The following is a 14,473-nucleotide window of genomic DNA, read 5'->3' on the forward strand; positions in this document are numbered from 1 at the left end:
CTCCTCCAGGGCAGCGGCGCCGCGCGCGTGGAGACGCCGTGCCTGCGCGCGGACGGCGCCGTGTTCCCCGCGGAGCTCACCTTCGCGCGCGTGCACGCGGACGGCCCCCGCGCACCACCGTCTTCGTGCGCGACCTCACGGAGCGCAAGGCCGTGGAGCGGATGAAGAACGAGTTCGTCTCCACCGTGAGCCACGAATTGCGCACGCCGCTCACCTCCATCCGGGGCTCGCTGGGCCTGCTGGAGAACGGCATCGTGGGGGAGCTGCCCCCGCAGGCGCTGGGCATGGTGCGCATCGCGCGCACCAACACCGAACGGCTCATCCGGCTCATCAACGACATCCTGGACCTGGAGAAGATGGAGTCCGGGATGCTGGAGCTGAAGCTCCAGCCGCAGACGGCGCAGGACCTGGTGGAGGCCACGCTCGCGGGCGTGCAGGGCGTGGCGGAGGCCGCGCACGTCCGCCTGCGCTCGGACGTGGAGGGCGCGCCGCAGGTGAAGGGCGACCGCGACCGGCTCATCCAGGTGCTCACCAACCTGGTCTCCAACGCCATCAAGTTCTCCCCCCAGGGCGCCTCCGTGGTGGTGGCCGCCGGCCTCACGGCGGACGGCCGGGTGCGCTTCAGCGTCACGGACCAGGGCTCCGGCATCCCGGAGGAGAAGCTCTCCCGCCTCTTCGGCCGCTTCCAGCAGCTGGACGCGTCCGACACCCGCAACAAGGGCGGCACCGGCCTGGGGCTGGCCATCTCGCAGGCCATCGTGGAGCAGCACGGCGGCCGCATCGACGTGTCCAGCCCGCCCAGCCAGGGCGCCACCTTCCACTTCACCCTGGAGGCCCTGCGCGTCCCCGCGCCCGGCGCCGGCGTGACGCTGCCCCCGGACGACTCGCGACACCACGTGCTCATCGTCACCGCGGACGCGGACCTGTCCGCGCTCTTGCGCGGCCTGCTGTCGCACGAAGGCTACCGGGTGGTGCGCGCCGCCACGCTCACGGAGGCCGCGCAGGCGGTGGAGCACGCGCCGCCGGACGCGCTGGTGGTGGACACGCGGATGCCGGACGGCCCCGTGCTGGACTGGGTGCGCCGCCTGCGGGAACAGCCGCGCACGCACGACCTGCCCGTGCTGGCCCTGGCCGGACGCTCCCAGGCGGGCGGGAAGGACGCGGGCACGGCGCTGCTGGTGGACTGGCTGCCCACGCCGGTGGAGGAAACGCGGTTGCTGAAGACCCTGCGTTACGCCATGCGCCAGCCGGGCCAGGCGCGCGTGCTGGTGGTGGACGACGACGCCACCACGCGCCGGGTGCTGTGCGCGCAGTTCGAACGGCTGGGCGCGCTGTGCATCGAAGCGGCGGACGGGGAGAGCGCGGTGGCGCTCGCGCGGGACACGCCCCCGGACCTCATCGTCCTGGACGTGGGGCTGCCCCGGCTGGACGGCTTCGAGGTGGTGGACATCCTGCGCCAGGGCAAGGGCCGCGCCACGCCGCTCATCGTCTTCACCGGCCGAGAGCTGTCGCGCACGGACCAGCGCCAGCTCACGCTGGGCATCACCCGGCACCTGACGAAGGCCCGCGCTTCCGAGGAGGAGCTGCTGGCCTCCGTGCGGGAGCTGCTCAACGGACTGCTGGCCCGCCGCGACGCCGCGGCCGAGCCTCGAAAGGCGATGCCATGAGCACCGCGCGCAACGACAAGACGCTGCTCTTCCTGGAGGACGACCGCGACCTGCAGGCGCTGGTCTGCGCCTACCTGCGGGAGAAGGGCTACCAGGTGACCCTCGCGCGCACCGCCGCGGAGGCGCGCGAGGTGCTCCAGTCCAGGCGGGTGGACGCCGCCATCGTGGACGGCCTCTTGCCGGGCATGACGGGCGCGGACTTCATCCGCGAGCTGCGCCAGACGAAGCCGGACCTGCCGGTGCTCTTCGCGTCCGCCTTCTGGAAGGACCTGAAGAGCCATGAGCTGCTCACGCGCCAGCTGGGCGTGGCGCGCGTGGTGCACAAGCCCTACCGGCCGGAGGAGCTGGCGGTGTGGCTGGAGCAGCTCTTCGCGGTGGCGCAGCCTCCGCCTCCGCCCCCGGAGGCCCTCGGCTCGATGGACGCGGCGGACGAGGCCGAGGACGCGGAGCCCGTGGACGACTTCGCGGCGAGCCTGGCCCTCCTGAGCGCGGAGTACGGCGCGAAGCTGCCGGAGCGGCTGGCCACGCTCCAGGCGCTGCTGGGCAAGGGGCGCCACGGCGACGCGGCCGCGATGGATGAGGCCTACGGCGTCGTGCACAAGCTGCACGGCACCGCGGGCAGCTACGGCTTCCGCGACGTGAGCATCGCGGCGGGCGCGCTGGAGGACGTGCTCCGGCCGGTGAAGGACGGGGGGACGCTGGACTGGGCCCGGGTGGACGCGGGCTGCCGCGCGCTGGAGGACCGGGTGTCGCTGCCGGTCCTCGCCCCGGAGCCGGAGCCGGAGGAAGCGGTCGTCGCCGCCATGGGCACGCTGCTCGTCGTGGACGAGGACGCGGCCCTCCTCGCGGACGCGAAGCACATGGGCGACCGGGAGGGCGTGCGGGTGGTGACGGCCCGGACGCCCCAGGAGGCCTGCGCCGCGGTGGAGCGGCAGTGGGTGGACGGGGCGCTGCTGCAAATGGGCGCGCAGGGGCTGGCCACCGCGAGCGCGCTGCGCGCCATGGAGGGCACCAGTCCCTGCCGCTGGCCTTCACCAGCTCGGGCGGGGGGCTCCAGGAGCGCGTGCACGCGGCGCACGCGGGCGCGTCGCTGTTCCTGCCCCGGCCCTTCACCCAGCAGGACTTCGCCACCGCGGCGGAGCGGCTGGTGACGGCGCGAAGGCAGGAGCGCGCGAAGGTGATGGTGGTGGATGACGACCCGGAGGCGGTGCGCGCCCTCTCCCAGGTGCTGGTGAGCGACGCGGTGGAGGTGGTGGGGCTGGAGAACGCCTACGGCCTGCTGGACGCGCTCGCGCGGCACCGCCCGGACCTGCTGCTGCTGGACGTGCAGATGCCCGGGCCCAGCGGCTTTGATTTGTGCCGCATCCTGCGCCTGACGCCGGAGTGGCAGGAGCTGCCCATCCTGCTCATCACCGCGCAGGTGGGGCTGGAGTTCCGGCTGGCCGCGTTCCAGGCCGGCGCGGATGACTACCTGGCCAAGCCCGTGCTGAAGGAGGAGCTGCGCGCCCGCGTGCACGCGCGGCTGGAGCGGGCGCGGCTGTCGCGCGAGCGCACGGAGCGCGACGCGCTCACCGGCCTGATGCTGCGCCGGCCCTTCGTGGAGGCGGTGGCCGCGCGCCTGTCGGAAGCGCGCCGGGGCGACAGGCCGCTGGCGCTGTGCTTCCTGGACGTGGACCACTTCAAGAAGGTGAACGACCAGCACGGCCACCTCGCGGGGGACCGCGTGCTGATGCGGCTGGGCCGCCTCCTGGGGGCGCGCTTCCGCCGCGAGGACCTGCGCGCCCGCTGGGGCGGCGAGGAGTTCGTCGTCGCGCTGCTGGGCGAATCCGCGGAGAGCGCGAAGGAGATCCTCTCCCGCACGGCGGAGGAGCTGGCGGGGATGGCCTTCGAGAGCGACGCGGGCAAGACCTTCCACGTCACCTTCAGCGCGGGGCTCGCGGTGGCGCCGCAAGACGGCACCACCCTGGACGAGCTGCTGCGCGCGGCCGACGCCCGGCTCTACCGGGCGAAGGAGAACGGCCGCAACCGCATCGAAACGGAGTGACGCCGGCGCGTCACGGCTCCGCCAGCACCAGCAGCCCGCGCGACAGGTCCACGACGTACACGTACCCGTCGCCCGGCACGCGGATGCCGATGGCCCCCTGGTAGAGGCTGTCGGTGCTGAGCGGGTGCGCTTCCTGGAAGGAGTCGAAGGCGGCCACCTCCTTCGGCTGCGCGGGGTTCGCCACGTCGAAGACGCGCACGCCCTCGTGGTACCAGGCCACGTACAGCTTCGTGCCCTTCAGCACCATGTTGTGGATGGACGTCTGCGGGCGCTTCTTCACCTCGCCGATGAGGCGGATGTGCGCCGGGTCGGTGACGTCCAGCACGCGCAGGTGCGCGCCAAAGCGCTCGCCGCCCTCGAAGGCGATGGTGCGCCCGCCAATGGTGCCCACCGCGTTCGCGTGGCTGTACTGGCCGTTGAAGGCATACGTGCCCAGCACGGGCGTCACGTCCGGGCGCTTCACGTCCACGACGACGTAGCCGGTGCGCGTGTGGTTGACGTAGAGCCGGTCCTGGTAGGCGAACGCGTCGTGCGGGTAGCTGACGACGCCCTCCTCGCGAGGCACGGTGATGCGGCTGAGCAACTGGGGCTCCAGCGGCGAGGCCACATCGAACAGCAGCGTCTCCCCGTTGGGGGACGGGGACATGGCATACAGCCGGTCGCCGTCCACGAACACGGTGTGCACGTTGATGGCGCCGCCGGGCAGCGCGCGCACGTACTGCGGGTTCGCCGGGTCGGTGATGTCGTAGACGATGACGCCGGAGTTGGCGCTGGCGACGTAGAGCGCATCGCCCTTGGCCCAGACGCCGTTCCAGTAGTTGTCGTTGGGCAGGCTCACGCTGGTGACGAAGGCCGGGTGGGCCGGGTCGCTCACGTTGAAGACGCTCAGGCCGCCGGGCTCCTTGCCCGGGCTCCGGGGCACGGACACGACGTAGGCGTGGCCCTTGGTGACGTAGATGTCCACGGACTCGCCCACCGGGACGGCGGTCTCGGAGACGAGGCGCATGGGCCTGGCGCCGGTGGGCTCCTCGCGGGACAGGTTCATCCGCTGGGCGTGGAAGGTGCCGGAGTAGTCCGGCACGCCGTCGGTGCAGCGCACGAAGCAGCCGGTGAGGTGGCCGGGCTCCGGCACGCGGCAGCCCGCGAGCGCGTACCGCTGCAACCTGAGCAGGGAGTTCATGATCTCCCCGGTGATGAAGAACCCCTGGGGGCCCACCTCGTTGCGCACGAGGGGATTGCCCAGGAAGCTGGGGGTGGTGTCCAGGCGGAAGCCCGTGCCGAACGTGCTCGTGGCGTTGTAGCGGAAGATGGCCTGGTAGACGCCGGAGGGCTCAATCGCGCCCACCGCCTTCAGGTCACAGCCGCTCAGGTCGAAGCTGGCCGGGTCATCGCAGTTCGCGCGCGGCTCCGCGTAGCTCGCGTCCATGCAGGGCTCGGTGGGGACCGCGTCCACGTAGTCGGTGAGCTCGACCACGGGCTTTGGATCCGTCGTGCCTGCGTCCGGCACGGGAGGGTCGTTGTCGCTACAGCCGGACAGGGACAGGGCGCAGGCGAACAGGCCCGTGCCCAGGAGGCGAAGGGAAGGCGTCATGGGATGGCTGGCTCCAGTTCGGGGCTTCACGGTCCACGGCCGACGCGAAGCCCCGGGAGTGTAGCCCACGGCCCGGAGCGGACGCGCGAGCCCCCCGAAGCACACCGGGCCGGGTAGGCTTGAGCGCACGTCATGCCCCTCACCCGTCTGGACATCGCAGGCTACCGCTCCGTGCGTCAGCTCCACCTGGAGCTGGGGCCGGTGACCGTGGTGGTGGGGCCCAACGGCAGCGGCAAGACGAACCTGTACCGCGCGCTGTACCTGCTCGCCGCTGCGGCGGAGGGGCGGCTCGCGCGCACGCTGGCGGACGAGGGCGGCACCCCGAGCGTGCTGTGGGCCGGCCCGCGCGACCCGAAGAAGCCGGCGCGCGTGCGCGTGACGGTGGACCTGGACGACCTCACCTACGAGCTGCAATGCGGCGTGGTGCCCACCGCGCCCGGGGAGCCGCGGCCGACGATGTTCACCCTGGATCCGGAGGTGAAGGAGGAGCACCTCTGGGCGCACTCCGGAGGCCGGCGGCTGGTGTTGATGGAGCGCAAGGACCGCACGGCCTTCATCCGGGACGCGGACGGCAAGCGCATCACGTTCCCCACGGAGCTGTGGGGCGCGGAGTCGGTGATGGATCAGCTCTCCGAACCGCACCGCTTCCCCCGGCTGTCGGAGGTGCAACGCACGCTGGGAGCGTGGCGCTTCTACCACCACTTCCGCACCGACCCGGACGCGCTGCCCCGGCACCCGCAGGTGGGCGTGCGCACGCCGGTGCTCGCGTCCGACGGGCGCGACCTCGCGGCGGCGCTCCAGACCGTCTGGGAGATTGGCGACGAGCGCGCCCTGGAGCAGGGCATCGACGACGCCTTCCCTGGAGCCAGGCTGGAGGTGCGGGCGGAGGACGGCCGCTTCAGCCTCTTCCTGCACATGCCCGGCCTGTCCCGGCCCATGGCGGCGGCGGAGCTGTCGGACGGGACGCTGCGCTACCTGTGCCTGCTGGCGGCGCTGCTCAGCCCCAGGCCGCCGCCGTTCCTCGCGCTGAACGAACCGGAGACCAGCCTGCACCCGGACCTGCTGGAGCCCCTGGGCCGGCTCATCGTGCGAGCGTCGGAGTACAGCCAGGTCTGGGTGACGACGCACGCCGAACCCCTGGCGCGCGTCATCTCGGACCACTCCGGCAACGCGCCCGTGCACCTGGTGAAGGAGCAGGGCGCGACGACGGTGAAGCGGGACGGGAGCGGCGAATGACGCCCGGCCTCTACCTCACGCACAAGCCCGTGGGCGCCACCAGCTTCGCCACCGTCCGGGCCTTCCAGGAGGAGGCCCAGGCGACGCGGCCCGGCCGCCGCACGGCGCTGGTCCACGGCGGGACGTTGGATCCCTTCGCGGAAGGGCTGCTGTTGATGCTGGTGGGCCCGGCCACGCACCTCTTCGAACACCTGCACGCGGCGCCCAAGGTCTACGAGGCCCGGGTGGAGTGGGGCACGGAGCTGGACACCGGCGACCTGCACGGCCGCCCCGTGCACCAGGGAGACGCGACCGCGCTCACGCCCGGAGCCCTCGACGCTGCTCTGAAACCGTTCCTCGGCTGGACGGAGCAGGTCCCGCCCGCCACCAGCGCGAAGAAGCTCGGAGGCGAGCCCGCCTACCGCAAGGCCCACCGGGGCGAGGCCGTGGACCTGCCCCCGTCCCGCGTGTACCTGCACGCCGCGCGCTGGCTCTCGCACGACCTGCCCCGGGCCAGCGTGTTGGAGCTCACCTGCCGGGGCGGCTACTACGTCCGTTCCCTGGCCAGGGACCTGGGAAGGGCGCTCGGCTGCGGCGCGCACCTCTCCGCGCTGAAGCGCACGGCCATCGGCCCGTGGAAGGACCCCGGCCCCGGCCCTCGCATCGAGCTGCACGGCCGCGACCTGCTCCCCTGGACGTCCTCACGCGTCCTCACGGATCAGGACGTGGGAGCCCTGCGCCAGGGCCAGCCCATTCCCCTCGCGCCGCTCCAGCCTCCGGACTGGCGCCTGCCGCCGGGCTACCCGGAGCCACCGGGCCCGGTGCGAGGCTTCCACCAGGGGAAGTTGACCTTCCTGCTCACGCCCGGGGACGGCGTGCTCACACCCGAGACAGAGCTGCGCGGCGGCGTCTAGAACGGGCGCCTCCATGGCCCCTCCCGACCTGAAGACCGTCGAGCTCACCCCGGAGCTCTGGCCCGACCTCGAGAAGCTCTTCGGCCCCAACGGCGCCTGCGGCGGCTGCTGGTGCATGTACTGGCGCATCCCGGAAGGCGAGCGCTACGACGACGTGCGAGGCCCCGACGCGAAGCGCCGCTTCAAGGCCCTGGTCGCGAGCGGAGCAGCGAAGGGCGTCCTCGCCTACGTGGACGGTGAACCGGTGGGCTGGGCCACCTTCGGCCCGCGCCGCGACTTCCCACGCCTGGACCGCGCGCCCAGCTTCAAGTGCGACGACGCGGACGCCGTCTCCTCCGTGCCCTGCTTCTTCATCCACCGCGACTGGCGCAACCAGGGCGTGGCCACCGCGCTGCTCGCCGCCGTGGAGGCCGCGGTGCGGCGCGACGGCCCGCGCACCCTGGAGGGCTATCCGGTGAAACCGCCCCGGGGCGAAGCGCGTATCAGCAACGGCATGGCCTACACGGGCACGCTCCCGTTCTTCCTCAAGCGGGGCTACGTCCACGTCGCGGACCGCCCCGCCGGCAAGCAGCGCGTGCGCAAGGCGCTCGAGCCCGCGCGCCGGAAGTGATGCTTCCGGTCACCACCCCGGGGCGGGGGGGCTGGTGACTGTCATCACCTCTGGTGACTGTTGTCACCACCCCGGCCTTCGCCCCGCCGCCGCGTAACCTCCTGGAATCCTTCGGGGTGTGCGGCCCGGCGGGGCTGGCACGACGCGCGCAATAGGTCCCGGCATGACCGCTTCCGCAACGGAAGCCGCTCCTCCCGGAGATCAAAAATGACCACCATCAAGTCCACCGTCACCACCTCCCTGCACGGCAAGCCGGCCCTCGGCCACAAGGAGCACGCGGTCCTGAAGGGCTCGTCGTCCCCGGCGAAGCAGGCCGCGGAGGTGAAGGCCACGCTGCACAACATGAAGGCGCAGATGGAAGGCCTGAAGTCGCAGCTCGCGGACCTCAAGGCCCAGCAGCGCGACGGTGACCGCTTCACCCAGCACGGCCACGGCTGCTGGGGCACCCCGTCGCGCGACAACTGGCAGCCCAAGGACCTGGGCGCCATGGTGGAGATGAACAAGCTGAACCAGACCTCCGGCCCCATCAGCGCGGAGCAGTTCGCGGACAGCATCGAGGCCGCCGTCGGGGACCTGGACGGCCAGGCCGCCTCCGGCGAGTACCGCGCCGTCTCCGACTGGGCCGCCAACAACCGCGAGCGCCTCACCCCGGAAGCCCGCCAGGTGATGGACATCTACAGCAAGTACGCGGCGCTCTCCCAGGCGCGCGGCGAGTCCGGCATCCCGCAGGACGACTTCAAGAAGATGCTCTCGGAGATGCGCGACGTGGGGGACGCCGGCGCGAAGAAGGCGCTCGCCCACCTGGACAGCAAGACCCACGGCGGCACGGTGTCCGGCCAGGACATGGCCCGCGCCATCACCCGCGGCACCGCGGACCACGACGGCCAGGCCGCCGGCGCGGAGCTGAAGGAGTTCGAGAAGTGGGCCTCCAAGAACGAGAGCCGCCTGTCCCCGGAGGCCAAGGAGGTGCTGGACGTCTACCGCAAGCACGCCCAGGCCGCGCAGGCGGAAGGGCGCACCGGCCTCACCGGCAGGGAGACCGCCGCCCTCAACAAGGAGCTGCGCAAGGTGGGCGCCGGTGACGTGAGCGCCCGCAAGGCCACGGAGGCGCTCGACAAGCAGAGCGGCCCCATCTCCGGCGAGGACCTCACCAAGGCCATCAAGGACGGCATCTCCGACACGGACGGCCACTCCTCCACCTCCGAGCTGAAGGAGTTCGAGAAGTGGGCCGCCAAGAACGAGAGCCGCCTCACGCCCGAGGCCCAGGAGGTCCTGAAGACCTACCAGCAGGCCGCGAAGAAGGCCGGCCCGGAGGGCATGACGCAGAAGGAGGCCGACGCCATGTTCAAGAAGATGGACGGCTTCAAGACCTTCCACGACAGCTCCATGCGCGACGCGCTGGAGGGCCTGGACGCCAAGCAGGGGAAGATCTCCGGCAGCGACCTGACCGCCGCCATCGAGAAGGGCGCGGGGGACCTGGACGGCCAGGCGGCGGGCACCGAGTTCACCGACACGATGAAGTGGGCGCGCCAGAACTACGACCGCCTCACGCCGGAGGCGAAGAAGGTGGTGGACACCTACGAGAAGTACGCCACCCGCTCGCAGGCCCAGGGCTCCACGGGCATCGACCAGAAGGACTTCAAGAAGATGATCAACGAGATGAAGTTCGTCAGCAACCCGCCCCGCACGCGCCCCATGTTCTACGCGGCCTGATGTGCAGTGAAGTTGGGGGGGATTTGAAGTTGGGGGGGATTTGAAGCGAGGGGGAAACAGCCACACGCATCCAGGGTTGTTCCCGCCGGTCGCCCGGCGGTGAACCCAGAGGTGCCCCGGACCTTCGGGGGAGGGTCCGGGGCCCTTTCATTTTCTACAGGGCCGTCAGTGCTTCTTCGCCTTGGCGATGGTGGCGTGCGCTTCCTTCACCACGTTCTCCACGGTGAAGCCGAACTTCTGCTGCAGCGCCTTGATGGGCGCGGAAGCACCGAAGCTGCGCATGCCGATGACGCTGCCCGTGTGCCCCACCCAGCGCTCCCAGCCGAACGCCGCGCCCTTCTCCACGGACACGCGAGCCTTCACGTTCGGGGGCAGCACGCTGTCCTGGTACTCCTGGGGCTGCTGCTCGAACAGCTCCCACGACGGCATGCTCACCACGCGCGCCTTGACGCCCTCGGCCTTGAGCTTCTCCGCGGCCTCCACCACCAGCGCCACCTCCGTGCCGGTGCCGATGAGGATGACGTCCGGCGTGCCGCCCTCCGCCTCCAGCAGCGTGTACGCGCCCTTTGCCACGCCGGACGCCGGCGCGAACTTCGCGCGGTCCAGCGTGGGCACCGGCTGCCGCGACAGCACCAGGACCACCGGGTGGTGCTGCTGCTGCGCGATGTAGCGCCACGCCTCCGTCACCTCGTTGGCGTCACCGGGGCGCAGCACGATGTTGCCCGGCACCGCGCGCAGGGACATCAGCTGCTCCACCGGCTGGTGCGTCGGTCCGTCCTCGCCCAGGCCAATGGAGTCGTGCGTGAAGATGTGGATGGACGGAATCTCCATCAGGGACGACAGGCGCATGGCGGGGCGCTCGTAGTCACTGAAGATGAGGAACGTGGCGCTGTAGCCGCGCACGTGGCTCAGGTTGAGGCCGTTGATGATGGAGCCCATCGCGTGCTCGCGCACGCCGAAGTGGATGTTGCGGCCCGAGTACTCGCCCGGCTTCATGGACGTGGACGCGGCGATGTACGTCTTCGTGGACGGGTTGAGGTCCGCGGAGCCGCCGACGAGCCACGGGTAGTTCTTCGCCAGCGCGTTGAGCACCTTGCCGCCGGACTCACGGGTGGCCATGCCCTTCGCGTCCGCGGGGAACACGGGCAGCTCCTTGTCCCAGCCCTCCGGCAGCTCGCGCTTGAGGAGCGCGTCCAGCTCGCGCGCCAGCTCCGGGTGCTGCTTGCGGTAGTCCGCGAAGGACTTCGCCCACGCGTCGTGCAGCGCCTTGCCGCGCGCACCCATGCGCTCCTGGAAGCGCTCGCGCACGCCGTCGGGCACCAGGAACTGCGCGTCCTCGGGCCAGCCGTAGGCCTTCTTGGTGGCCTTGATTTCGTCGGCGCCCAGCGGCTCGCCGTGGGCGCTGGCGGAGCCCTGCTTCTTGGGCGACCCGTAGCCGATGAACGAGTTGACGATGATGAGCGTGGGCTTGCCGCGCTCGTCCTTGAAGGACTTGTAGGCCTTGGACAGCGCGTCCAGGTCGTTGGCGTCGGTGACCTTGAGCACGCGCCAGCCGTAGCCCTCGAAGCGGCGGCCCACGTCCTCGGTGAAGGCCAGGTCGGTGCTGCCGTCGATGGAGATGTGGTTGCTGTCGTAGATCCAGCACAGGTTGGGCAGCTGGAGGTGGCCCGCGAGCGACGCGGCCTCGGACGCCACGCCCTCCATCATGTCGCCGTCGCCGCAGAGGGCGTAGACGTCATGGGTGAACAGGTCGAAGCCCGGCTTGTTGAAGTGGCTGCCCAGCCACTTGCTGGCGATGGCCATGCCCACGCTGTTGGAGACGCCCGCGCCCAGGGGGCCGGTGGTGGTCTCCACGCCGGTGGTCCAGTGGTACTCCGGGTGGCCCGGGGTGGCGGAGTCCAGCTGGCGGAAGTTGCGGATGTCGTCCAGCGACACGGCCGGCACGTCCGTGACCTTCGCGTCCTTCACGCGCTTGACGCCCGCCAGGTGCAGCAGGCTGTAGAGCAGCATGGACGCATGTCCGTTGGACAGGATGAAGCGGTCGCGGTCCGGCCAGTTCGGCGTGGCCGGGTCATAGCGCAGCTCCTGCTGCCACAGCTGATAGGCCACGGGCGCCAGCGCCATGGGCGCGCCCGGGTGGCCCGAGTGGGCCTTCTCCACCGCGTCCATGGACAGCGTGCGGATGGTGTTGATTGCCTGGGTATCGATCTTCTCGGTCGTCATGCGGCCTCCCGCGCTGAGCCTGCGTCGCGGGCGCACCATGCCGTAACCGGGGCCGCCGCGCCGCACCAAACGCGCCCGTCCGTCGGCAGGCACACCGACGGTCGGGCAGGGGACCGGGGGGCTTTTTCCGGGAATTACCGCCGCGCCATCGCACCCCGGGGCGTCTTCCCCCGCGTCAGGTGATTCACCGCCTCACCCAGCCCCTCCACGGTGAGGGCGAACATGGGGAACACGTTGGCGATGACCGCGATGGAGCCCGTGCGCCACGACCCGCGAGGCTCCGGGTTGAGCCACACGTTGCGCTCGAAGTGCTGCGCCAGTTGCATCAGCCACGTGAGCCCCTCCAGCCCCTCCTGCCGGTACTGGCCATTGGCATCCGTGCGGATGCCCAGCTCATACGGGGCCATGGACGCGTCGCCCACCATCACCAGCTTGTGATGCCTTCCCACCTGCGCGGTGAGCTCCGGCACGGTGAGGCCGCCCGTCAGCTGCGGCGTGGCGTACAGCTTCCCGTAGACGCAGTTGTGGAAGTAGTAGGTCCGCAGCTCCTTGAAGTGCGAGGCCTGGCTGGCGACGCTGAACAACCGGCTCACCAGGTGCGCGTACGGGTCCATGGAGCCGCCCACGTCCATGCACAGCACCACGCGCGTGTTGGGCCGGCGCGGCGGACGCGTCACCACCTCCAGCTCGCCCGCGTTCTTCGCGGTGGCGGCGATGCTCTCCTCCACGTCCAGCTCCTCCGCCGCGCCCTCGCGCGCGAAGGCCCGCAGCTTGCGCAGCGCCACCGCCATCTGCCGCGTGTCCAGCACCACGTCGTCGCGGTAGCCCGCGTACTTGCGCGCGCCGGCCTGCCACAGCGCCTGGCCCTGCCGCCCACCCGTGCCACCCACGCGCACGCCCTGCCGGGCCATGCCGTTGTTGCCAAAGGCAGACGCGCCGCCCGTGCCCACCCAGCGGCTTCCGCCGTCGTGGCGCTCGGTCTGCTCCTTCAGCCGCTGCTCCAGCTGCCGGCGCAGCTCCTCCGGGTCCCACTGCTCCAGGAGCGCCAGCTCCTCCGGGCTCAAGTCCGTGCGCTCCTTCGCCTCCTCCAGCCAGGACAGCAGCTCCTCGGTGAGCTTCAGCGCTTCGGAGGCGACGCCCTGGAAGTGGAACAGGAACGCCTGGTCAAAGGCATCCAGCTGCGTCTCCGAGTGCACCAGGAGCGCGCGAGCCACGTGGTAGAACCCCTCCAGGCTGCTGTCATGCAGCCCGGCCTTCAGCGCCCCGGCCAGGGCGAGCGCCTCCTGCGCGCCCACCTTCACCCCGCGCTTTCGCAGCTCGTAGAAGAACGGCAGGAACATGGCGTTGGCCTCCCTGCCGCCTTAAGCGCGCGTCCGCCGGCCGCGCCCGAAGGCCTCGGCCACCGCCACCAGGTCCTGCTCCTTCTTGAGCAGCGCGCCCAGGAACGGCAGCTGCTCCTCCAGCTTCAACTCCATCACGCCGTTGGCCTTGAGCACGGAGATCCAGTCGACCAGCTCGCTGGTGGAGGGCCGCTTGCGCAGCCGCGTCATCGCCCGCAGCTCGTAGAAGACCTTGAGCGCCTGGTCCGCCAGCGCCGGGTCCAGCCCCGGGTGGTGCACGTCCACGATGCGCTGCATGAGGTCGCGCTCCGGGAAGTCGATGAAGTGGAACACGCACCGGCGCAGGAACGCGTCGGGCAACTCCTTCTCGTTGTTGCTGGTGATGAGCACGACGGGGCGGTTCTTCGCCACCACCTCGTCGTTCGTCTCGGAGATGCGGAAGCGCATCCGGTCCAGCTCGTGGAGCAGGTCGTTGGGGAACTCCAGGTCCGCCTTGTCCACCTCGTCGATGAGCAACACCACGCGCTCCGGCGAAGCGAAGGCCTCGCCCAGCGGCCCCAGGCGGATGTATCGCCGGATGTCTCGCACGTCCCCGTCCCCGAAGCGCGAGTCATACAGCCGCTGCACGGTGTCGTAGACATACAAACCATCCTGCGCGCGCGTGGTGCTCTTCACGTGCCAGGTGAGCAGCTTCAATCCCAGTCCCTGGGCAATCGCTTCCGCCAGGAGCGTTTTGCCGGTGCCGGGCTCACCCTTGACCAGCAGGGGGCGCTGGAGCGTGAGGGCGCAATTGACGGCGGCCTGCAGGCCCTCGCTCGTGAGGTAGGAGTCGGTGCCGCGGAAGCGGACGGGAGTGGGAACCGGAGTCATGGTTGGTTCCTTTAACATCCCGGGGAATGTTTCCATCCCCTACCCGGCGGATGGGTGTATATCCTGCCCCACATGGCCCCACTTTCACTTGAGACCGAACTCCGCGACATGGTCCGTCGCGAGTTGCAACTGCAGCTGGCTCCCGTTCAGAAGGCCGTGGCCCGTATGGCCAAGGGGCTGGATGCGCTGGATGCGCTGCGCGCGGTGACCGACCGCCTGGCGCCGCTGTCCAGCCGCCTGGGTGCCGTGGCGGGCGTGCGCACGCCCACGCTGGCGCCGGAGCCGG

The 14,473-nt window shown here is 71.1% G+C and carries 11 protein-coding genes; 7 read left to right on the plus strand and 4 right to left on the minus strand.

Annotated features, from left to right (window positions below; translation table 11 throughout):
- Positions 1-125: 125 nt before the first annotated feature.
- From ACLEQD_RS21245 to ACLEQD_RS21255, 3 genes are read left to right on the plus strand one after another with little or no spacing between them, the layout of a single operon-like run.
- Positions 126-1,667 (plus strand): ATP-binding protein, encoded by a 1,542-nt coding sequence (locus tag ACLEQD_RS21245; RefSeq protein ID WP_410386171.1) that lies wholly within the window; start codon positions 126-128, stop codon positions 1,665-1,667.
- The gene (locus ACLEQD_RS21250; RefSeq protein WP_410386173.1) at positions 1,664-2,818 is read left to right on the plus strand and encodes a response regulator; all 1,155 of its coding nucleotides are present in this window, start codon (positions 1,664-1,666) and stop codon (positions 2,816-2,818) included. Before ACLEQD_RS21245 ends, ACLEQD_RS21250 begins: the two co-directional genes overlap by 4 nt.
- The gene (locus ACLEQD_RS21255) at positions 2,731-3,711 is read left to right on the plus strand and encodes a diguanylate cyclase (RefSeq protein WP_410386175.1); all 981 of its coding nucleotides are present in this window, start codon (positions 2,731-2,733) and stop codon (positions 3,709-3,711) included. The genes ACLEQD_RS21250 and ACLEQD_RS21255 overlap by 88 nt, the downstream gene beginning before the upstream one ends.
- A gap of 10 nt (positions 3,712-3,721) precedes the next feature.
- On the opposite strand, the gene ACLEQD_RS21260 is transcribed toward ACLEQD_RS21255, so the two are convergent.
- On the minus strand, positions 3,722-5,302 hold the full coding sequence (locus tag ACLEQD_RS21260) for an LVIVD repeat-containing protein (RefSeq protein WP_410386177.1): 1,581 nt from the start codon (positions 5,300-5,302) through the stop codon (positions 3,722-3,724).
- A gap of 132 nt (positions 5,303-5,434) precedes the next feature.
- On the opposite strand from ACLEQD_RS21260, the gene ACLEQD_RS21265 reads away from it, so the two are divergent.
- From ACLEQD_RS21265 to ACLEQD_RS21280, 4 genes are all read left to right on the plus strand, one after another.
- Entirely contained in the window at positions 5,435-6,538 is a 1,104-nt protein-coding gene (locus tag ACLEQD_RS21265; protein WP_410386179.1) for an AAA family ATPase, read from the plus strand.
- Complete coding sequence (gene truB / locus ACLEQD_RS21270; RefSeq protein WP_410386181.1) at positions 6,535-7,431, plus strand: tRNA pseudouridine(55) synthase TruB; 897 nt, start codon at positions 6,535-6,537, stop codon at positions 7,429-7,431. Before ACLEQD_RS21265 ends, truB begins: the two co-directional genes overlap by 4 nt.
- Before the next feature lie 13 nt (positions 7,432-7,444).
- A complete protein-coding gene (locus ACLEQD_RS21275; protein WP_410386183.1) occupies positions 7,445-8,041 on the plus strand; it encodes a GNAT family N-acetyltransferase in 597 nt (198 codons plus the stop codon).
- A gap of 207 nt (positions 8,042-8,248) precedes the next feature.
- Positions 8,249-9,754, plus strand: a complete 1,506-nt coding sequence (locus tag ACLEQD_RS21280; protein WP_410386185.1) for a hypothetical protein — start codon at positions 8,249-8,251, stop codon at positions 9,752-9,754.
- A gap of 165 nt (positions 9,755-9,919) precedes the next feature.
- Here the strand turns inward: ACLEQD_RS21280 and tkt are convergent, their stop codons facing one another.
- From tkt to ACLEQD_RS21295, 3 genes are all read right to left on the minus strand, one after another.
- Complete coding sequence (tkt, locus tag ACLEQD_RS21285) at positions 9,920-11,977, minus strand: transketolase (protein WP_410386187.1); 2,058 nt, start codon at positions 11,975-11,977, stop codon at positions 9,920-9,922.
- Between the two features lie 134 nt (positions 11,978-12,111).
- On the minus strand, positions 12,112-13,317 hold the full coding sequence (locus tag ACLEQD_RS21290; protein WP_410386189.1) for a vWA domain-containing protein: 1,206 nt from the start codon (positions 13,315-13,317) through the stop codon (positions 12,112-12,114).
- Positions 13,318-13,338: 21 nt separating this feature from the next.
- Positions 13,339-14,187: an AAA family ATPase gene (locus ACLEQD_RS21295; protein ID WP_410386191.1), complete on the minus strand. Its 849-nt coding sequence runs from the start codon at positions 14,185-14,187 to the stop codon at positions 13,339-13,341.
- Positions 14,188-14,473 lie beyond the last annotated feature (286 nt).

It is taken from the genome of Corallococcus sp. 4LFB, assembly GCF_046520365.1.
GTDB lineage: Bacteria > Myxococcota > Myxococcia > Myxococcales > Myxococcaceae > Corallococcus > Corallococcus caeni.

Bases quoted from the DNA above. Each gene is read 5' to 3' on its own strand.
- ACLEQD_RS21275 (WP_410386183.1), top strand. From the start codon at position 7,445: ATGGCCCCTCCCGACCTGAAGACCGTCGAGCTCACCCCGGAGCTCTGG.
- ACLEQD_RS21260 (WP_410386177.1), bottom strand. From the start codon at position 5,302: ATGACGCCTTCCCTTCGCCTCCTGGGCACGGGCCTGTTCGCCTGCGCC.
- ACLEQD_RS21290 (WP_410386189.1), bottom strand. From the start codon at position 13,317: ATGTTCCTGCCGTTCTTCTACGAGCTGCGAAAGCGCGGGGTGAAGGTG.
- ACLEQD_RS21265 (WP_410386179.1), top strand. From the start codon at position 5,435: ATGCCCCTCACCCGTCTGGACATCGCAGGCTACCGCTCCGTGCGTCAG.
- truB (WP_410386181.1), top strand. From the start codon at position 6,535: ATGACGCCCGGCCTCTACCTCACGCACAAGCCCGTGGGCGCCACCAGC.
- ACLEQD_RS21280 (WP_410386185.1), top strand. From the start codon at position 8,249: ATGACCACCATCAAGTCCACCGTCACCACCTCCCTGCACGGCAAGCCG.
- tkt (WP_410386187.1), bottom strand. From the start codon at position 11,977: ATGACGACCGAGAAGATCGATACCCAGGCAATCAACACCATCCGCACG.
- ACLEQD_RS21295 (WP_410386191.1), bottom strand. From the start codon at position 14,187: ATGACTCCGGTTCCCACTCCCGTCCGCTTCCGCGGCACCGACTCCTAC.
- ACLEQD_RS21250 (WP_410386173.1), top strand. From the start codon at position 1,664: ATGAGCACCGCGCGCAACGACAAGACGCTGCTCTTCCTGGAGGACGAC.